Annotated in this window: 18 protein-coding genes; 1 reads left to right on the forward strand and 17 read right to left on the reverse strand. The window is 63.3% G+C overall.

Going from position 1 to position 18,332, the window contains the following annotated elements:
- Positions 1-87: 87 nt before the first annotated feature.
- Positions 88-1,035 carry a LysR family transcriptional regulator gene (locus ACZXDY_RS09640; RefSeq protein WP_464345315.1) on the forward strand — a complete coding sequence of 316 codons (948 nt, stop codon included), beginning with the start codon at positions 88-90 and terminating at the stop codon, positions 1,033-1,035.
- Here the strand turns inward: ACZXDY_RS09640 and ACZXDY_RS09645 are convergent.
- From ACZXDY_RS09645 to ACZXDY_RS09725, 17 genes are all read right to left on the reverse strand, one after another.
- Complete coding sequence (locus tag ACZXDY_RS09645; RefSeq protein WP_464345316.1) at positions 1,003-1,932, reverse strand: 2-hydroxyacid dehydrogenase; 930 nt, start codon at positions 1,930-1,932, stop codon at positions 1,003-1,005. The two genes, ACZXDY_RS09640 and ACZXDY_RS09645, sit on opposite strands and share 33 nt — an antisense overlap.
- Entirely contained in the window at positions 1,929-2,384 is a 456-nt protein-coding gene (locus ACZXDY_RS09650; protein ID WP_464345317.1) for a type II 3-dehydroquinate dehydratase, read from the reverse strand. The genes ACZXDY_RS09645 and ACZXDY_RS09650 overlap by 4 nt, the downstream gene beginning before the upstream one ends.
- 632 nt (positions 2,385-3,016) lie before the next feature.
- A complete protein-coding gene (locus ACZXDY_RS09655; RefSeq protein WP_464345318.1) occupies positions 3,017-4,063 on the reverse strand; it encodes a LacI family DNA-binding transcriptional regulator in 1,047 nt (348 codons plus the stop codon).
- A gap of 82 nt (positions 4,064-4,145) precedes the next feature.
- Positions 4,146-5,033, reverse strand: coding sequence for an MBL fold metallo-hydrolase (locus ACZXDY_RS09660; protein WP_464345319.1), 888 nt, complete (start codon positions 5,031-5,033; stop codon positions 4,146-4,148).
- Positions 5,030-5,854 carry an aspartate/glutamate racemase family protein gene (locus ACZXDY_RS09665; protein WP_464345320.1) on the reverse strand — a complete coding sequence of 275 codons (825 nt, stop codon included), beginning with the start codon at positions 5,852-5,854 and terminating at the stop codon, positions 5,030-5,032. The genes ACZXDY_RS09660 and ACZXDY_RS09665 overlap by 4 nt, the downstream gene beginning before the upstream one ends.
- Entirely contained in the window at positions 5,851-7,224 is a 1,374-nt protein-coding gene (locus tag ACZXDY_RS09670; protein ID WP_464345321.1) for an MmgE/PrpD family protein, read from the reverse strand. The genes ACZXDY_RS09665 and ACZXDY_RS09670 overlap by 4 nt, the downstream gene beginning before the upstream one ends.
- A 10-nt stretch (positions 7,225-7,234) precedes the next feature.
- The gene (locus ACZXDY_RS09675; protein WP_464345322.1) at positions 7,235-8,437 is read right to left on the reverse strand and encodes an acyl-CoA dehydrogenase family protein; all 1,203 of its coding nucleotides are present in this window, start codon (positions 8,435-8,437) and stop codon (positions 7,235-7,237) included.
- An 11-nt stretch (positions 8,438-8,448) separates the two neighbouring features.
- A complete protein-coding gene (locus ACZXDY_RS09680) occupies positions 8,449-9,384 on the reverse strand; it encodes a hydroxymethylglutaryl-CoA lyase (protein ID WP_464345323.1) in 936 nt (311 codons plus the stop codon).
- 12 nt (positions 9,385-9,396) lie between these two features.
- On the reverse strand, positions 9,397-10,191 hold the full coding sequence (locus ACZXDY_RS09685; RefSeq protein WP_464345324.1) for an enoyl-CoA hydratase/isomerase family protein: 795 nt from the start codon (positions 10,189-10,191) through the stop codon (positions 9,397-9,399).
- Complete coding sequence (locus tag ACZXDY_RS09690) at positions 10,181-11,347, reverse strand: CaiB/BaiF CoA transferase family protein (protein WP_464345325.1); 1,167 nt, start codon at positions 11,345-11,347, stop codon at positions 10,181-10,183. The genes ACZXDY_RS09685 and ACZXDY_RS09690 overlap by 11 nt, the downstream gene beginning before the upstream one ends.
- Positions 11,348-11,420: 73 nt before the next feature.
- Complete coding sequence (locus ACZXDY_RS09695) at positions 11,421-12,230, reverse strand: SDR family NAD(P)-dependent oxidoreductase (protein WP_464345326.1); 810 nt, start codon at positions 12,228-12,230, stop codon at positions 11,421-11,423.
- The gene (locus ACZXDY_RS09700) at positions 12,227-13,615 is read right to left on the reverse strand and encodes an MmgE/PrpD family protein (protein WP_464345327.1); all 1,389 of its coding nucleotides are present in this window, start codon (positions 13,613-13,615) and stop codon (positions 12,227-12,229) included. The genes ACZXDY_RS09695 and ACZXDY_RS09700 overlap by 4 nt, the downstream gene beginning before the upstream one ends.
- Positions 13,615-14,310: an ABC transporter ATP-binding protein gene (locus ACZXDY_RS09705; protein WP_245287198.1), complete on the reverse strand. Its 696-nt coding sequence runs from the start codon at positions 14,308-14,310 to the stop codon at positions 13,615-13,617. Before ACZXDY_RS09705 ends, ACZXDY_RS09700 begins: the two co-directional genes overlap by 1 nt.
- Positions 14,307-15,185 carry an ABC transporter ATP-binding protein gene (locus ACZXDY_RS09710; protein WP_464345328.1) on the reverse strand — a complete coding sequence of 293 codons (879 nt, stop codon included), beginning with the start codon at positions 15,183-15,185 and terminating at the stop codon, positions 14,307-14,309. Before ACZXDY_RS09710 ends, ACZXDY_RS09705 begins: the two co-directional genes overlap by 4 nt.
- Positions 15,182-16,222, reverse strand: coding sequence for a branched-chain amino acid ABC transporter permease (locus ACZXDY_RS09715; RefSeq protein ID WP_464345329.1), 1,041 nt, complete (start codon positions 16,220-16,222; stop codon positions 15,182-15,184). Before ACZXDY_RS09715 ends, ACZXDY_RS09710 begins: the two co-directional genes overlap by 4 nt.
- A 3-nt stretch (positions 16,223-16,225) precedes the next feature.
- Positions 16,226-17,092 carry a branched-chain amino acid ABC transporter permease gene (locus ACZXDY_RS09720; RefSeq protein ID WP_464345330.1) on the reverse strand — a complete coding sequence of 289 codons (867 nt, stop codon included), beginning with the start codon at positions 17,090-17,092 and terminating at the stop codon, positions 16,226-16,228.
- Positions 17,093-17,102: 10 nt separating this feature from the next.
- A complete protein-coding gene (locus ACZXDY_RS09725) occupies positions 17,103-18,290 on the reverse strand; it encodes an ABC transporter substrate-binding protein (protein ID WP_464345331.1) in 1,188 nt (395 codons plus the stop codon).
- Between the last annotated feature and the right edge of the window lie 42 nt (positions 18,291-18,332).

The raw sequence follows: 18,332 nt of genomic DNA on the forward strand, positions 1-18,332 counted from the left end.
CGGCTCCTGTTCGACTGGACGACAAGGTGCCGGAGGCCCTATCATAAGAAAAATATTTTTATGTTTGGAGATACATAGGAAAATGCGATGAGGTTCTCGCTCCGGGCGCTGAGTTACGTTGTTGAGACAGCCGACGCGGGCAGCGTGACGGAGGCGGCCAAGCGCCTGAACGTCTCTCAGCCCTCGATCTCCGCTGCACTGAGCCAGATGGAGGCGGAACTCGGCATCCAGATATTCATCCGTCACCTCGCGAAGGGTGTGACGCTCTCACCGGCCGGCCAGCGGCTGGTGAATGACGCGAGGCTGCTGCTCAACCATGCTCGCGATTTTGCCAAAAGTGCCCAATCGCTTGGTAGTACCCTGCATGGGGAGATCGTGGTCGGCAGCTTCCTGACTCTTGCGACGCGCTTCATGCCTGGGCTGCTGGCCGGCTTTCGCACGCGCCAGCCAGGCATCTCGGTGAAACTGGAGGAAGGCGACCAGCAGGAGATCATCGACGGTTTGATCTCTGGGCGGACGGAATTGGCGCTGTCCTATTCCTTTGCCGTCCCCGATGAAATCATCGGCGAAAAGTTCTGCGAATTGCCGCCTTATATCGTCCTGTCGGCCAGTCATCCTTTGGCGACCCGGTCTTCGATCAGCCTGACCGAGATGTGCGACGAACCGTTCATCCTGCTGGATCTGCCGCATTCCCGCGATTACTTCTCCAGCCTGTTCACGGCATCGGGGATCGAACCGCGCGTCTCGTTCCGGACCCGGTCATTCGAATTGATCCGCGGACTGATCGGGCATGGCCAAGGATATTCGATTCATAACGCCGTTCCGCGCACCACTATCGGCTATGATGGCAGCCGCGTCGCGGTGGTGCCCATCACCGAGAAACTTCCGCCGACGCATGTCATGGCGCTCCGCCTGAAGCGCCACGCGCTGCGGCCGGCGGTGCAGACATTTGCCGACTACGCGCGCGAGGCCTTTGCCGTTGGCGGCCAGTTCGCGCCGGGCTCAATAGCCCCGTCGAGGATCGACACGGCTTAGCAGTTCCTGCCCGGCCCGAAGCCGGCGCACATTCTCGCCGATCTGCCGTGCAGCCGACCGCGGCGGCGCCACCGATGCAAGATGCGGCGTCACCAGAACATTGTCCATTGCCCACAAAGGACTTTCCGGTGACAATGGTTCGGAGGCAAAGACGTCCAGCGTCGCTTCCGCGATATGGGCCGAACGAAGCGCTTCGATCAAAGCCGGCTCATCGACGATGCTGCCGCGCGACACATTGATGAAGACGGCGCCCGGCTTCATCTGCGCCAGCCGTTCGGCATCGAGAAGGCCGCGGGTCTGCGGCGTCTGGGGCAGCATGCAGACCAGGATGTCGCTATCGCCCAGAATGTCCGGCAATGCGGCCAGGCCGGCAGAGGTCTCGATGCCATCCACCGACTTCAGCGTGTTGGACCAGCCGCGCACCCGATAACCCTGCCGCGCGCATTCCAACGCCGCCGTCAGCCCGAGCTCACCGAGACCAAGCACGCCGACCGTGATGGTCTCAGGATCGCGCGGATGAATGTAGTGCCAACGATGCTCGCGTTGAGCGCGCTCGAAGGCCGGGATATCGCGCGCATGACGCGTCACGGCGAATAGCACATAGCCGGCCATCATCCGCGCCATCTTCGGATCGGACAAGCGGGTGATCGGCACATCCGGCAGATCATCGCGCCCGACCAGCGCATCCACGCCGGCGCCGAGATTGACCACGAGCCCGAGATTTGGGTAGCGGGCGAAAAAGCCATGCGGCGGCTTCCACACCAGCGCCTGCCTGACCTTGAGGGGATCTGCGATGTCGTCTGCCTGGCGCAGATCGATACCCTCTGCGGCAAGCGCATCACGCCACGTCTCGAAGTCATCGAAGGCGCTGTAGAACGCCATGACTTCCGATGTCATCGGGCGGCCTTTTCGGCGATCAGGCGCGACACCGCCGTCAATGCCAGTTCATAGCCAAGCGCGCCCAACCCTGCGATCACGCCCGTCGCCGCTCGCGAAACGTAGGAGTGGTGACGAAACGGCTCGCGCTTCCAGATATTGCTCATATGCGCCTCGATGATCGGGCCCTCGAAAGCGAACAAGGCATCGAGGATCGGGACGGAGGAATAAGTCAGCCCAGCGGCATTGATGACGATGCCCTCGGCCTTCTCCCTCGCCTCCTGGATCCAGTCCACCAAAACGCCCTCGTGATTTGACTGACGGAAATCGACGGTCAGGCCAAGTGATGCCGCGTGATCTTCACAGCGCTTCTTGATGGCGACGAAACTCTCCCGGCCATAGGTTCCATTTTTATCGAGCCCGTAGAGATTCGCATTGGGACCATTCAGGAAATAAACCGTGGCAGAGGTCATAACCGCGCTTTCTCATCTGTCGCAGGGAGATCGGTATCGCTCAGGGCAAACATGACGCCGGCCCCCGCGCGCGAGCAAAAGCTTAGAGAGCCTTTCCTCGCAGCAGAAATCAAAAGAAACTATGCGCTTCGACGGATTTCAGTATGGCACCAGGATTGATCTTCTTCGCAGCGACCAGCTGACGGCGAAGCCGTCACCAAACACCAATACTGCCGCGGCGCAGCACGAGACGACCAATTGACGGCGCTCGCGGCCTCGAGCTGCCAGCTTTGGTTCGCCTTCGGCTAGTGCATTGGGGCGTGCTTGACGGAATCCTTGATCCCGCGCCAGATCTTCGCGCACCAATTGCTGACATTCTGAATCAGGACTTTCTTCAAATCCAACTCTCTGTATAGGCTTTGTTGTCACCTGTCAGAAGCAAGAGTTGGGCCACCAGCCCAGCGACTTGATCGCCGCCGATGAAGCTCGGTCGGCCGTACAGCTGGGCTATAGTGTCCGGAATCTGAAGTTCTACGGCCTCCAAATCAACTCGAAGACGGCGGACTGTCCTTATTGTTTGAGGAGGACGAACGCTTCTGCGCTTACAATGTGCCAGCCAAGGCCAAAATGGCTTGAACTTCTGGTTCAGGACACTACGGCGCCCGTCTTGGCGGCCCAACCGACGCGCGGGGAATGAATTCGCTTGGCACCAGCACTTGATGGGCCTCCTGCACGTCGCGGTTCCGGATTCGATCGAGAAGCATGCCGGCGGCAATCCGGCCGATTTCTCCTTGATCCCATCCGATGACGGCAATCGGCGGCGTGACGAGCTCCGCGAGCTCGGAATGGCCGGACGCGATGACCGAGACATCCTCGGGAATCCTTAAGCCCCTTCCCCGCACCGCGCGCAGCACGCCCGAGAGCATGTCGATGCCGCCGGAGATCACCGCGGTCGGCGGATTGCGTTGGCCGAGCAGCGCCGAGGTGATACGGAATCCTGCACCGGGCAAGAAACTGCCTGCCTGGATCAGAGACAGATCTGGTTGCAGGCCGCGCGCCGCATAAGCCTCCTGATAACCGCGGATGCGTTCACTTGCCGGATACAGCCCGCGCTCACCTGTAATCAGTGCCACGCGGCGATGGCCCAGATCGAGCAAATGACCGACAGCGGCACGCATGCCGCCTGCGTGATCCGCCATGACCGCGTCCGCCCACGGCTGTTGGGCACGATCGATCAGCACGATGGGGATATCGAGCCCGCGCAGGAATGCTTCAAACTCGCCTTCGATCGGCGTGTAAGGGCCCATCATGACACCGTCGGCCTGTCGGCTTGACAGGCGGCTGAGCAGTTCGCGCTCGCGCTCCGCCCGGCCTTCCGAGTTGGAGATCACCAACGAGAACCCCTCGTCGTCGAGCACGTCGTGCGCGGCCTTCACGAAGCCGGCGAGCTGCGGGATATTGATCTCACGCAGGATGCAGCCGATCGTGTGCGTCGAGCGTATCCGCATGCTGCGCGCCACCGCATTCGGCGCATAGCCGAGTTCGTCGATCGCGCGCTGAACCTTTCGGCGGACATCGGGACGAACCGTGGCATTGGCATTCAGGACACGCGAAACAGTGCCCGTCGAAACGCCGGCCGCGGTCGCGACATCGCGGATCGTCAGCTTACTTCCGCGGCCCACCATCTGCCGATTTGTCATCGTGTCCACCTGAGGTCGGAACCCATTTTAGCGCATGCGGCGCTGAAGTGAATTCCGCGGCCTCAACCATCGGACGCACCGATCAGATCTCGAAGGCCCACTGCTCCGCGGCCGAAGTATATTGTCCGCCCTCGCGTCGCATATGGCCAAAGCCGGGAAAATGCAAATGCATTCCGCCGATCAGCATGTCGTCAGTCACCACCATGTCGAAAATCATTTGGCGCGCCTTGGCCGCGGAGTCGGGGTCGGTGTCGAACTCCATGGTGACGTGCGGAAGCGCCACCTGGATTTCGGGCACATGTACGGTGTCGCCCCACACAACCATCGACCGGCCGCCGGAGGAGACGACGTAAGCGGTGTGGCCGGGCGTATGACCGGGGATCGGAATTGCGGTGACGCCCGGCAGCACCTCGCCATTGCGGAAAGTGCGGACGCGATCGGCAGCCATATAAGGCTTGAGTTGAGTCCGGCCGGCCTCAAAATAGCGGCGGCGGGGTCGCTCCGCGGCCTTCGCCATCGCCTCGTCGTTGAACCAGTGATTGATCTCATTTTCATGCACGATGACCTCGGCATTGGGGAACAGTCTCGTGCCAGTCGCCGCATCGGTCAGGCCGTTGGAATGGTCGGGATGAACATGTGTGAGCAGCACGCCATCGACGGAGGCCGGCTCGATGCCCGCAGCCACGAGGTTGTCGGGCAGGCGACCGCAGGTCGGTCCCATCAGATCGGCGGAGCCGCAATCGATCAGGTAGGTCCGGCCGTTCACTCGCAACGCGAAAGCATTCACTGAAATGCGCGGCGGCGAGATCCGGTGATCGCGGGCGAGAATGGCCTTGGTCTCCTGCTCCGGAATGTTGCGGAAGATCGAGTACCCCATGTCGACGTAACCGTCACTTAAGCCCGTGACTAGTACCTCTCCCAGTCTGCGGTGGTAGACGCCAGCGACTTGCGTCTCGGGAAACCTGCTCATCGGACACTCTCCTGCCAAAGTCGCGCGATCACGGCAGGATCGTCGCGTCTGTGATGCCAGCTTCGGCCGACGCGAAGCCCGGCCTTCGACCAAAGTCGAACTTCCATGAGCGCGTAAGCCCAGGTGACCGCGAAAACGTCAATCACCGGTGCGCCAGCGATCTCGCGCAGGCCATGACGAACGAGAAGCTCGGCAAGCACGCCTTCGGCCGGAATGATCACATCGGCGCCGCGCGCGACCAGGCGTTCGGCTGCGGCAGCAAAATTGCCGATCACAGGCGCAGGGTCGGCATAGGCGGCGGCCAGCGCCGGCTCATCAAGCGGCGGATCAAGAGCGACGACATCAAGCACACGTGCGGCAAGCCCATGCTTGTCGACCGCAACCTTCGTCATCCATTGCACGGCCGGCGCATTTGACACCAGCGCCACGTAGCGTCCGAGCGAGCAACCGACGAGAAGGCCGCTCTCCGTGAGCGAGGCGACAGGAATGTCGACGGCGGAACGGATCTCACGCAAGAACGGCTCGCTGAAGGAACCGATCACGAAGGCCGCATAGCCCTCCCGCTCCGCCTTGATCGCATTATCGATCACTTGGCCGAGAATGCGGTGATAGGCATAGGCATTGCCGAGCACCGCCGTGGCCGACGCTCCACGATAGCTCCCCGAGGGAAGGCCATGCACGACAAGCTCGGCATCGTCACCGAGGATGTCGGCCGCGTGCGCCTCCAGCGCGCGCTTGTAAACCGCCAAATGGTCGAGTTCGTTGACCGACTGGTGCCAGATGCGAGGCTTCGAGCCTCCGCCGTATCCTGCTCTTGTCATGCGTCGGTCCGGTCGCTTGTCAGGCGCAGCGAGCGCAACGAGCCGATCTCTTCCAGGCGCCAGAGCTGCTCGAACAAGTCGCTCGCGTGGGCGCGGCTGAACACGCGCGTCGTACAATCCAGGAACTTTTCCCTCAGCTCCTCGCGCGTGAGCGGCATCTGCCAACTGCCCTTGGCATGCACGACCGGCGTGTGTTCCAACACCTCGCCTGAAGTGAGCACAACGCTCACCTGGTCCGACGGCGCAAAAGGCTGGTCGCCGGGCATGATCTCATCGGTCGTCGTGCAGCGCACCTTTGCGAAGGTGGCACCGACATCCGGCCGTGTCACGAATTCATCGGTCAATTCGGCAAGACCGACCCGGCGCGCGATGAGTGCGGCGGCCATCGCGAATTCCATGCTGAACTTTGCTTCCAGCCCCGTCTGCGGATTGCTGTTGCGCAACATCAGCTTTTGCGTGACGCCGGTATGAACCCGGATCTCGCTGACTTCGGATGGGTTCAGCTTGTGCAGGTCGACGAGGCCGAGCATCGCGTCGATCGAGCGATGCGTGGCATAGCAGGTCGGATAGCGCTTCACATTGATTCCAAGCTCGGCTAGCCGCCAGTTCCTGCCGATGTCGAGCGTGCCGTCCTCGATCCTTGGGGTACCGGACGGAGAATGGGCGCGCAGGAACCCGGTTTGGTGTTCCAGCACATCCAGCGAAGCGGTGAATCCCTGGTTCGCCAGCCGTGCAGCGAGCACGCCCGATTGCGCGGTGCGGCCGGCGTGCAGCGATTTCGTCATCGTGCCGAAATTGGCGACAAGACCTGAGGCCAGCGAGGCGGCGATGGCGACGGCGTGCGCCGTCTTCTCGGGACCGAGCCCGCGCAGGCGGGCGCATGCTGCTGCGGTTGCGAGCGCCCCCATCACCGCTGTCGGATGGAAGCCACGCTCGTGCAGGTGTCCTGGTTCGAGATCTGCGAGCTGGGCCCATAGCTCATAGCCCGCGACATAGGCGGCGACCGCATCGGCACCACTCGAATCAAGCGACCAGCCTTCGGCAAGTATGGCTGGAACGAGCACCGCGCTCGGATGACCGGCAAGCGCCACATCGTCATAGTCGAGCACATGCGCCGCGACGCCATTGACGAGTGCGGCATCTGACGCCGCGAGGTTGCGGCCCGAGGGAAGTTCAGGCGCCCCGTCGTTCTGTGTGGACGGTGCGAGCATGGCCGAGACGATGCGGACGGGTTGCTCGGCGGCGCCTGCAATCATAACGCCGACACAATCGATGATGCCGGTACGAGCGGCCTCCTTGCACCGATCGGGCAAGTCTGCCGGCCTCAGGCCCGCGACGAAATTTGCCGTCTCGCGTGTGATATCAAGCATGGTCGCCTCCTCAATAGGATCGGGGAAGACCGAGCACGTGCTGCGCCACATAGGCGAGCACCATGTTGGTCGAGATCGGGGCCGTCTGGTAAAGTCTGACCTCGCGCCACTTGCGCTCGACGTCGTATTCCTGCGCAAAGGCGAAGCCGCCATGGGTCTGGAACGTCGTATCGGCCGCCTTCCACGTCGCTTCGGAGGCAAGCAGCTTGGCGATATTGGCATCGGCACCGCAGGGGCGGCCGGCCTGGAAGAGCGCCGCGGCGCGGCGGCACATCATGTCGGCCGCCTCAAGCTCGGCGTAGGCGCGCGCCAGCGGAAACTGAACACCCTGGTTCTGTCCGATCGGGCGGCCGAACACGCTGCGCTGATTGGCGTAGGCGACGCCCTTGTTGAGCAGCCAGCGCCCATCGCCGACGCATTCGGAAGCGACCAGGATGCGCTCGGCGTTCATGCCGTCGAGGATGTAGCGAAAGCCCTGTCCCTCCTCGCCGATCAAATTCTCCACCGGGACTCGCAGGTTCTCGATAAAGACTTCGGTGGTGTTGTGGTTGATCATCGCCTTGATCGGGCGGATCTCGACGCCATTGCCCTTGGCCTCGCGCAAATCAACGAGGAACACCGAAAGTCCCTCGGTACGGCGCTTCGCCTGATCGAGCGGCGTGGTGCGTGCAAGCAGCAGCATGAGGTCGGAATAGAGCGCGCGCGAGGTCCAGATCTTCTGGCCATTGATGACGTAGACGTCGCCCTGGCGCTCCGCCCGTGTCTTGAGCTGGGTGGTGTCGGAGCCGGTATTGGGCTCGGTCACGCCAAAGGCCTGCAGCCGCAACTTTCCGGCGGCAATATCCGGAAGATAGCTGCGCTTTTGCTTCTCGCTGCCGTGACGCAACAGCGTGCCCATGATGTACATCTGCGCATGCGCTGGGCTCGCCGTGCAGCCATTGGCATTGATCTCTTCGAGGATCACAGCAGCCGCGCGCAGCGGCAGGCCCGAGCCGCCGTATTCCTCCGGAATGAGGGCGCCGAGGAAGCCGGCCTCGGTCAGAGCGGCGACGAATTCGGCCGGATAGCCGCTGCGCTCATCGAGCGCGCGCCAGTATTCGCCGGGGAATCTTTCGCAGATTTTTCGGACCGTGCTGCGCAGCTCCGGAAAATCCTCGCCCACGGCAACGGTAACTTCGGCCTCAGCCGGATGGGAAGTGTCGTGATAGTTCATGCAGTATCCTTTCAGCCGGCAACCCTGGCAGGCGTGCGATAGGTCTTCGGCAATCCAGCGCGAGCGATGGCGCCGGAGAACCGCTCGCCCGGCAGCCAGCTTTCGACTTCCCCGCGCAATGCGATCAGCGCTTCGATATCCGCGCCGGTATCGAAGCCGAGTTGCTCCAGCAGGTACACGGTGTCTTCGGTATCGATGTTGCCGGTCGCTCCGGGTGCGAAGGGACAGCCGCCAAGTCCCGCGAGCGATGCATCGAAGGCACGAACGCCGGCTTCGAGCGCGGCGGTGACGTTGGCGAGGCCGAGGCCCCGGGTATCGTGGAAATGACAGGCAACCGGAACGCGGCCGATAGCGGCTATCACCGCCTTCATCAACCGGCGGACCTGGCCCGGATCACCGTAGCCGACGGTGTCGGCGACGATGATCTCATCGGCTCCCATTTCGGCAAGCCGCACCGCGATCTCGACGACCCGCGCCTCCGACACCGATCCGGAAATGGTGCAACCGAAGGCCGTGGCAATCCCGGCGCCGAGCGCAATGCGCGCGCCGGCGTGTTGATCACGCGCTGCGACGATGCGGGCAAAATCCTGCAGCGACTCCTCGGTGCTGCGACGGACATTGGCGAGGTTGTGCTCCTCGCTCGCGGACAGCACATAGTTGACCTGCGCCAGATCCAGCGCCAATGCGCGCTCCGCACCGCGCAGGTTCGGCACCAGCACCGAGGGCCGGCAGCCGGTAATCGCGGTCGCGCCGCGCGCCACCTCCTCCGCATCGGCAAACTGAGGGATCACCTTTGGCGGCACGAAGGACGTCACCTCGATATCGTTGATGCCCGCCTCGACCATGCCCCGACACCAGGCGAGCTTGCGCGCACTTGGCAGGATCGCCTTCACGAGCTGCAATCCATCCCTCGGCCCAACCTCGCGAACATGAGCTCTCTCACGCATCTCGCGCCTCCATTACTTGCCGTGAAAGTTCGGCTTGCGACGCTCGTTGAACGCGAGGACGCCTTCGCGACGGTCCGACGTCGGAACCAGCCGGTTGTAGGCCTCGATTTCGAAAGCAAGACCGTCCGCAAGCGACATCTGCAGGCCGCGGTGGATCGCCTGCTTGGCCTGGCGCACCGAGATCGGACCATTGCCGGCGATCCGCTCGGCGATGGCCAGCGTTGCTGTCAGCAATTCGTCGGGCGGCAGCACGCGATTGACCAGTCCCCAGCGCTCCGCCTCCTCGGCCGAGAACGGCAGGCCGGAGAGGATGACTTCCTTGGCGCGACGTTCGCCGACAGCGCGCGGCAGGTTCTGCGTCCCGCCCGCCCCGGGCATGATGCCGAGCGTCACCTCCGTCAGCGCAAAGCGTGCGTTGGTCGCGGCGTAGACGAAATCGGCCGCCGCCGCGATCTCGCAACCCCCGCCATATGCGGCGCCGTTCACCGCTGCAATGACCGGAATCGGGCAAGCCAGGATCGCGCGCAGCATGCGCTCGAACACGAGATGCTGGGCCTGCCATGCATCATCCGTCATGCCGTTACGCTGCTTAAGATCACCGCCGGCGCAAAACGCCTTCGCGCCGCTGCCGGTCAGAACCGCAACGCGGAGTCCTTCGAGATCGACGGTCAGCCCTTCGAACAGCTCCATCAGGTCGAGGCCCATCTGGGTGTTCATGGCATTGGCGGCGTCGGGCCGGTTCAAGGTAACCAGCAGGATGTGATTGTCCCGCCGTTCCGCCGTGATGGTTTCGAAATCACTTCGCATTGGCGGTCTCCCTGCTGGCGGATGTCCGAAGGATAGCGTTGTGCTGACCGAGTGCCGGAGCCGGCGTGCGCGCCCGAGGGCGGGCCCCGTTGAACGCGAGGGGAATGCCGACCAAGTCGATGTCGTCGTCATCGCAACGCACCGTCATGTCGAGCGCGCGGGTCTGCGGATGCTTGGCAACTTCATCAATGCCAAGCAGCGGCGCATTGGGCACCCCGGCGTCGTCAAGCAGCTTGCCGAGCGCCTCACCCGAATATCGCTGAACCGCGGCTCCAATCTGCGGCAAGAGCCGCTCGCGGTTGACGACGCGCGCCGCATTCGTGGCGAAGGCCGGATCGGACGCAAGCGCATCGAGCCCCAATGCACTGCAGAGCTTGCGGAACAGATTGTCATTGCCGGCGGCAATCATCAGCCAGCCATCGGATGCCTCGAAAGCCTGATAGGGCACGATCTCCGCCGTGCCCGAGCCGTAGGGCTTGCGCACTTCGCCGGATGCCGCGTAACCGGCGAGCGGCACGGTCATCCAGGCAAGACCGGTCTCGTACAGCGACGTCGAGACGATCCGTCCTTCGGCGCCGCTCTTGCGCGCAACCAGCGAGGCGAGCAGGCCGATCACGGCCCACATGCCCGAGCCCATGTCGATCAGGGAAACGCCGACCCGCACCGGTGGCCGACCGCCCTCGCCCGTGACACTCATGATCCCCGTGCTGGCCTGCGCGAGCGGATCGTAACCCGGCTTGCTCGCGAGCGGCCCCTTGCTGCCGAACGCCCCAATGTCACACCAGATCAGCGCAGGCTTCTCGGCACGCAACGCCTCGGCCGTGAGCCCGAACTTGCTGAGAATGCCGGGCCGCAGATTCTGGATCACGGCGTCGGCCTGCGACAGAATGAGTGACTTCAACTCGCGGCATTCACGCGCATCGTTGAAGTCGATCGTGACGTCCTCCTTGCCGCGGTTGAGGCAATGGAAGGCGCTGGCGGTCTCGTTCCAGAACGGAGGCCCCCAGCCGCGCGCATAGTCGCCGCTCTTCGGGTTCTCGACTTTGATCACGCGCGCGCCGAGATCGGCCAGGATCAGCCCTGCGTAAGGCGCGGCCACGCTGTGACCGAGCTCCACGACGGTGATGCCTTTCAGCGGCTTGTCGATCTCGGCCATTACGTTCTCCTCGATGGGATGCAGCATCCCCGTTTCGCCATCATCATTCCGTCCAAGCTTTCCGCCCCACGCCTCAGGACTTGTCCATCGCGTTGTCCGCCACGAGCACCGCGCCGTTGACGAAGCTCGCCCGGTCCGACAGCGCGAACACGATCAGATTGGCGAGCTCTTGTGGCGTGCCCCAGCGCGTGTTGCGCATCGAATTGTTCTCCGACCAGCGCCGCCGTTCGGCCTCCCCTTCCTCGGCGCTGAGATTGCGCTTGGCGAGCTCGCGCTCCCATTTCGCGAACCGTTCCGGCGTGTTGACGAAGCCCGGAACCACGCAGTTGATGCGGATATTGTGCGGCCCGAATTCATTGGCCAGAATCTTGGAGAACCTGATCTCAGCCGACTTGGCCGGCCCGGTACAGGACGACAGAAAAGGCGGCATCGTCACCATGATGCCGGTCTCGCCCGAGACGTTGACGATGCTGCCGCCTTTCTGCTGGATCATGACGGGAATGATGCGCTGGCAGATGCGGAACTGGGCGAAGAAGTTGATCGCCATGCCGTATTGCAATTCCTCGTCGGTCACTTCGAGGAAGGGCTTGTAGGTGCCGGTGCCGGCATTGTTGACGAGGATATCGATGCGGCCGAGACGGTCGCGGGCGACCATCGGCAGTTGCTCGATCTGCGTCAAATCAGTCACGTCGAGCGACAAGGTCTCGACCTTCGCGCCCGTGGTCTTCTCAATGTCGGCGCGCGCCTCGGCGAGCGCATCCTCGCGCCGTGCGCAGATGAGCACCTTGACACCCTCCTCGGCCAGCAGCCGGCACGTCTCGAGGCCGATACCCTTGCTGCCGCCGGTAACGATGGCTGTCTTGCCTTCCAATCCGAGTTTCATCTGTTTTCTCCCTGAAACGAGGTGACACGATCGAGCAACGCGCGGATCGGCATCGCTCCGCCATTGCGCGCGGAGGCGAAGACCTCCGCAGCCAGCTGGCTTGCGGCGCCGGATGGAAATCCCAATCGCGCCATGCGGGCTTCGAACACTTCGGTTGCGCGCGCCTCATCCTGGAAGACCAATGTCCTGGGCGCTTCGCGCGCGGTGCGGCGATAGCGGCCGCCGTCATCCATCTCGACCTCGACGGTTGCATCAAGATGCGTCCCGACATCGTCAGGCAGCACCGTCGTCTTCTCGACCAGTGCCAGGATCTCCGGATCCCGCTGGTGTTCGGCGCCCATCTCGTAGTCGAGCCGGCCGTAGCGGAGCATGGCGGCGACCGCGAAGGCGGTGCTGGCCTGCGTCTGAACGATGCTCGTAAATGGTCCCTTGAACGATGTTCCGGGATACTCGGTGTAGGGACGCCAGATCGTCACCGTGATCCGCCTGGTGCGCGCAAGGTCGATGCCGTCGCGGTTGAGCAGGCTGGCTGCAATCACAGCAGACATGTTATCGCCGAGCGTGGCGAACGGTTTGGCCATGACGCCGATCATCGTCGCGGGATCGGGATTTTTCAGCCATGTCTCGGGCGTGCGGTCGAGGCCACCAAGTGAGCGCAGAAAACCCTTCGGCCCTTCCAGCGCATCGGGTGCACCCTGCACGCCGCGCGCGGCGAGCTCAGCGGCGATGAACCCGCCGTGAGCGGCGCGCCCATTCTGCACACGCCATTCGTCGGACCCGCAGCGCACCGGCTCCAGGGTGCCTCCTGTTGTGGAAGCCGCGATGGCGACTGCGTTGATAGCCCTCGACGGATCGAGACCAAGCGCTGCGGCACCGGCGGCGGCCGCGGCTATGGTGCCAAAGGTCGGACTGGTGCGCACGCCTCGCCCGATCAGGCCGCGCGCAACGCTCTCGCCGGCGCCGAGCCATTTCAGCGTGGCATATCCGGCCGTGAGCGCATTGAGGACGAGGCGCAACGGCGCATCGCTAGCGTCGCCCAGGCACACCGCGACCGGCGAGATCAACGATCCGGGATGAGTCCATGAATCGTGATCGGTATCGTCCTGGAAATGCGCATGCACGGCAATGCCATTGGCAAGCACCGCTTCGGACAGCGGCACGTGTTTGCCGTTGGCCCAGATCCGCGCACTTCGCGGGCTCGGCGCAACATCCGTCGTCATCGCCCGCGCCGCCATGGCCGTCGGTTCGTCACGTGACGCCAATGCAAGCCCAAGCGAATCGAGCAGGCAGATCGCGGCCTTCACGGCAACTTCGCGCGGGAGTTCGGTCTCAGCGGCTGCGGCAACAAAGGCGCCGAGACGCGCGGTTGCGTTGATCGAATCCATCACAGATACTCCTCGGCCAACGCGACATCGCGTATTTCGGCCACCGAACCGCTTCGCCTGATTTCGCCGCCGCGCATCACATAGCCGCGCGTCGCAAGCTTGAGCGCCGGCCGCGCCATTTGCTCGGTCATGAGGATCGTGGTGCCACGCGCCTGCATATGGCGGATCGCCTCGCTGATCCGCGCGATCCACACCGGCGCAAGCCCGAGGAAAGGCTCATCCAGCAGCAGCAGCTTGGGAAACGAACTCATCGCCCGGGCCAGAGCCACGATCTGCTGCTGACCGCCGGACAACTGTCCCGCCGGCTGGGCCGCGCGTTCCCGCAGCATCGGAAAGAGGCCGCAGAGCCAGTCCCAGGCTTCGCGTTGTGCGGCACGGCCTCGCCCGCAGGCACCGCTCAGAACGTTGTCGGCGACCGACATGGTCGGAAATACGCGGCGGCCTTCCGGCGAATAACCCATGCCGGCCCGCGCCCTGCCATCGCATGCGAGCGCGCTGATGTCCCGGCCTGCGAAACGCACCGTGCCGCGCGCAGCGCCAGCAAGACCGATGACGGCATTGATCAGGCTTGATTTGCCTGCTCCGTTGGCACCCACCAGCAGGACTGTTTCGCCCTCCGCAACTTCGATCGAGACCCCCCGCAGCGCCGTGATGCCGCCATAGCGGACTTCGAGATTTTGTACCGCGAGCATCATGCTTCTGCCTCGTCCATCGTCCCGAGATAAGCGTCGATGACGTCCTTGCGCGACAGCACTTCTGTTGGCGAGCCCTCGGCCAGCACGCGGCCGGAATCCAGCACCAGGATCTTCGGGCAGAGCCTGCGCACCAGATCCATGTCGTGCTCCACGATCAGAACGCCGCACCCCAACTCCGTTACGGCATGACGGACGAAGGCATCGATACGCAGGCGCTCGCGCCGTTCAAGACCGGCCGCCGGTTCATCCAGCAGCAGCACTTTCGGCCGCACCGCGCAGGCAAGCACGAGGCCGAGCATCTTCTGCAAACCGTAAGGCAGCTTATCACTTTGCTCGTCGAGGTGCGCGACAAGCTCGAATTCATCGATCAGCGGCGTGATGGCCTGCCACGCGTCCTCTCCGCCATTGCTGAAGCGCACCGCGCGCGAGATATTCTCGCGCACCGTGGCCGTGCGGAACGTATTGGTCTGCTGAAAGCTGCGCACGATCCCCGCGCGGCTCACGGCATGGAGCGGCTTTCCCGTCATGTCGCGGCCGCCGAGCAGGACACGGCCACTGGTTGGCGGAAGCATGCCGCAGATCACGTTGATCAAGGTGGTCTTGCCGGCACCGTTGGGGCCGATCACGCCGAGCACCTCGCCGGGCGAGATCGAGAAGCTCACGTCGTTGAAGACGTGCAGTCCGCCGAAACGCTTGCAGATGCCGGTGACATCGAGACGCATCGATGAGCTCGCGATGCCGGCGACAGCTTCGCGTCGATCGAGCCGCGGTCCCATGACACCAAGGACATCGCCCGGGGGCATTACAAACCCTTCGCCGAAACTGCTCTCGGTTCGTGCCGCTTCTCTGGGAAGCGGCTCTCTGCTCCTCGTCATGGCTGCGACTCCGTGGCGGCCGGGGCCCCCAGGGCGCCGGAGCCAGGGTTGATGGTGGATCGACGGAGAACGCGCGAACTTAAGAACAGGAGAAACCGGGACACGGTGCCAACGATGCCCTCTCGCGCCGCCAGCACCACGACTACGATGAGGAATCCGAACAGGAGCTGGGAAAATTCACCGCGTAGCGCAAAGATTTCTCCCGCCCAGATCAGCAAGGCCCCGCCGACGAGCGGCCCGAGCATGGTGCCCTTCCCACCGATGATCGTGTAGGCGATGTAGTTCACCGATGAGAGTGGACTGAACGAGGTCGGATGCGCGGTGAGCAGCATGTTGACCAAGGCAAAGCCAGCGAGCCCGGAGACACCGCCAGCGATCGCGAAGCCGAACGCCTTGTAGTGCCAGACGACGAGCCCGAGAGATTGCGCCAGCAACTCGTTCTCTTCGATCGCCGCAAAATGCTGACGCAAGCGGCGAGTGACCGCGGCCGTGATCAGCGCACCGGCGAGCGCCAGGCCGGTCGTGACCAAGAGCACCGCACGATTATCGCCGAGTTCGATCCCGAAGAAGGTCACGGCGGGCATGCCGACCAGACCGTTGGCTCCTCCAGTCCAGCCCGGCATCTCGAACAGCACGAGCTGTGTGATCTCGGTGAGGACGAAGGTGACCAGCACGAAGTAGACGCCGGTGAGACGGAGCACCAGCGCACCCAGCGGCAAAGCAAACAGCGCCGGCACCACGAAACTGGCGATGCCGAGCAGCAGAACATCCGTGACGCCATGGCGGAGACCGAGGATCGCCGCGGTATAGCCTCCGATCGCCATGAACGTGGGCACTGCAAAGGTCATCAGGTTCATGCGCAGCATGATGTAGACGCTGAGCGCAGCGGTGACCCCAATCAGGATCTGATTGGCCAGCGAGTAGACTGCGGGGTTCTGGCTGATCCAGGGGATGACGAAGGCAGCGGCGATGATGACAACGCTTGCCGTCTCGGCAATGGAGCCGCTGCGCACGGCGCCAAGATCAATGCTTGCCATGGCTCAGGCTCCACGCACGCGATGGCCGAACAGACCGGACGGCCTGACCACCAACATGATCAGGACGAGCACGAACAATGCGAGAGCGCCTTTCGATCCTCCGAGATAGACCGCCGAGAACGCTTCCACCATGCCGACGAGAAACGCCGCAACGGTTGCACCGCCAATGCTTCCGAGACCACCAAGAATGACAATGAGGAACGATGTCGCCAGCACGGGATCGCCGACATGCGGTGCAAGCGAGAGGATCGGCGTGACCAGCGCGCCAGTGAGACCCGCAAGCCCGGTGGCCAGCGCAAACGCTGTCGGAAACAGAAGCTTTGGACGCAGTCCCTGCGCCGTGGCGACGGCACGGTCGTCAGCGAGCGCACGCAAGGCGCGGCCGAAGTCGGTGTAGTAAATCAGGGCATAGATCGACAGGATACCCACCAGGCAGACGGCAAGGACCACGAGATTCTCGATCGGGACGTAGAAGCCGTGCCCGCGCAGGACGCCCGTCAGGGGAAAGCTGAATGCAGGCGACTGCGGTCCAAAGATCACCAGAAGGGCGCTCGACATCATCAAATAGAGACCGAGCGTCAGCATCAGTGTCGCCAAGTGATCGTCGATCACGTGATCGAGGACGAAACGCTCGAAGAGATAACCCAGCGCCGTCGTGCCGAGTGCGGCGGCGATCACTGCCAGTGCATAGGGCAGACCAAGATGGGTCACCGCCGAATAAGCGAGATAGCCTCCGAGCACGTAGAATCCGCCATGGGCGAAATTGACCACGCCGAGAATGCCGAAGATCAGGGTGAAGCCGAGGGCGAGCAGCGCATACTGCGCGCCCAGGCTGATGCCGATGAGGCCGGTGGCGACGATGCCTTCCACAGGAACTCCGCTACTTGCCCGTGGCCGCTGCGACCGGAACGATCGGCTGCAATTTTCCGTCGGTGACCAGTCCCACGCCGAAGGGGAACGATAGCTCCTGGTTGATGCCGAAGAATTCCTTGCCGATCCAATGCCCTGAACCGACATTTGGATCGTCCACGGGCAATGCACGGAGAGCCTGGGCCACCTTTTCGGTGTCGGTGGTCGTGCCCGCTTTCGCGATCGCCTTTATGACCATGCGGGCGCCGGACACCCACTGGAAGAACAGATTGTTCTCGGGCCGCTCGGTGCCGAACAGCTTCTTGTATTCGTCGGCGATCAGTTGGACCTTCTCGTCGACCAGAACCGGCTCGTACCAATAGAAGTCCTTCAGCACGGCGTCGCCGCCGGCAACCCGCGAGATCTCGCCATAGCCTGGGCCACCGAGGCGCCCGATCGGTCCTTCGAACCCGGCTTGGCGCAATTGCTTGACCATGATGCCGGCGTCGCCGGGCGGCGAGGACGCAAGATCCACGGCCTCCGGTTTTGCGTTCATGATGCGCGTCACGATCGGCGCAAAATTGGTGGTGCCGCGCTGGTAGTACTCCTCAGTCGCAGCGATACTGTTCTTCTTGTAGGCGTCCGCATCGACGCTTGCGATATCCGTGCCCCCCTGGTCGTTCGGAGCAACGAGGACAACGCTCTTGATGCCGAATTTCTGCTTTGCGATCTTGATGATCGGATCGGCCCATCCCGACGGACCAGGGCCGACATGGAACACCAACGGCCACTGCGGACCGAGCGCATCCTTGGCGTAGCCATTGCCCATCACCAGCATCGAATTGCGTTTGGCGATGGGCTTCAGCCCGGTGAGTTCGGGTGAACCGATGGGACCGATGATGAATTTCACGCCCTGCCCCGCGAGCGTATTTGCTGCCGCGGCGGCGCCCTCTGCGGTGTATTTGCTATCGATCGCAACGACACTGACTTGACAGGGCGCGCCGTCGATCTTGACCAGGCCGTCGCGATTGGCCTCCGCAGCGGCGAACTCCGCCGCGCCCTTGAGGGCGAGTCCCCACTGCGCAGCCGGCCCGGAAAGCACACCGACGACGCCCAGTTTGAGCTCCGGTCCGGCGGCGAGCGCGGACGGCCCGCACACGACACTCGAAGCGCTGATTGCGGCGCCGGCCAACAGCAAGTCACGACGCGTTATCTTCATTTCCACCCTCCCGCTATGGATCGTTTCATTTATTTTTGCTTG

It is taken from the genome of Bradyrhizobium sp. LeoB3, assembly GCF_055456055.1.

Coding starts and splice junctions, on each gene's coding strand:
- ACZXDY_RS09725 (WP_464345331.1), bottom strand. CDS start 18,290: ATGAAGATAACGCGTCGTGACTTGCTGTTGGCCGGCGCCGCAATCAGC.
- ACZXDY_RS09645 (WP_464345316.1), bottom strand. CDS start 1,932: ATGACATCGGAAGTCATGGCGTTCTACAGCGCCTTCGATGACTTCGAG.
- ACZXDY_RS09660 (WP_464345319.1), bottom strand. CDS start 5,033: ATGAGCAGGTTTCCCGAGACGCAAGTCGCTGGCGTCTACCACCGCAGA.
- ACZXDY_RS09665 (WP_464345320.1), bottom strand. CDS start 5,854: ATGACAAGAGCAGGATACGGCGGAGGCTCGAAGCCTCGCATCTGGCAC.
- ACZXDY_RS09700 (WP_464345327.1), bottom strand. CDS start 13,615: ATGGATTCGATCAACGCAACCGCGCGTCTCGGCGCCTTTGTTGCCGCA.
- ACZXDY_RS09715 (WP_464345329.1), bottom strand. CDS start 16,222: ATGGCAAGCATTGATCTTGGCGCCGTGCGCAGCGGCTCCATTGCCGAG.
- ACZXDY_RS09705 (WP_245287198.1), bottom strand. CDS start 14,310: ATGATGCTCGCGGTACAAAATCTCGAAGTCCGCTATGGCGGCATCACG.
- ACZXDY_RS09695 (WP_464345326.1), bottom strand. CDS start 12,230: ATGAAACTCGGATTGGAAGGCAAGACAGCCATCGTTACCGGCGGCAGC.
- ACZXDY_RS09650 (WP_464345317.1), bottom strand. CDS start 2,384: ATGACCTCTGCCACGGTTTATTTCCTGAATGGTCCCAATGCGAATCTC.
- ACZXDY_RS09690 (WP_464345325.1), bottom strand. CDS start 11,347: ATGGCCGAGATCGACAAGCCGCTGAAAGGCATCACCGTCGTGGAGCTC.
- ACZXDY_RS09670 (WP_464345321.1), bottom strand. CDS start 7,224: ATGCTTGATATCACACGCGAGACGGCAAATTTCGTCGCGGGCCTGAGG.
- ACZXDY_RS09680 (WP_464345323.1), bottom strand. CDS start 9,384: ATGCGTGAGAGAGCTCATGTTCGCGAGGTTGGGCCGAGGGATGGATTG.
- ACZXDY_RS09685 (WP_464345324.1), bottom strand. CDS start 10,191: ATGCGAAGTGATTTCGAAACCATCACGGCGGAACGGCGGGACAATCAC.
- ACZXDY_RS09675 (WP_464345322.1), bottom strand. CDS start 8,437: ATGAACTATCACGACACTTCCCATCCGGCTGAGGCCGAAGTTACCGTT.
- ACZXDY_RS09640 (WP_464345315.1), top strand. CDS start 88: ATGAGGTTCTCGCTCCGGGCGCTGAGTTACGTTGTTGAGACAGCCGAC.
- ACZXDY_RS09710 (WP_464345328.1), bottom strand. CDS start 15,185: ATGACGAGGAGCAGAGAGCCGCTTCCCAGAGAAGCGGCACGAACCGAG.
- ACZXDY_RS09655 (WP_464345318.1), bottom strand. CDS start 4,063: ATGACAAATCGGCAGATGGTGGGCCGCGGAAGTAAGCTGACGATCCGC.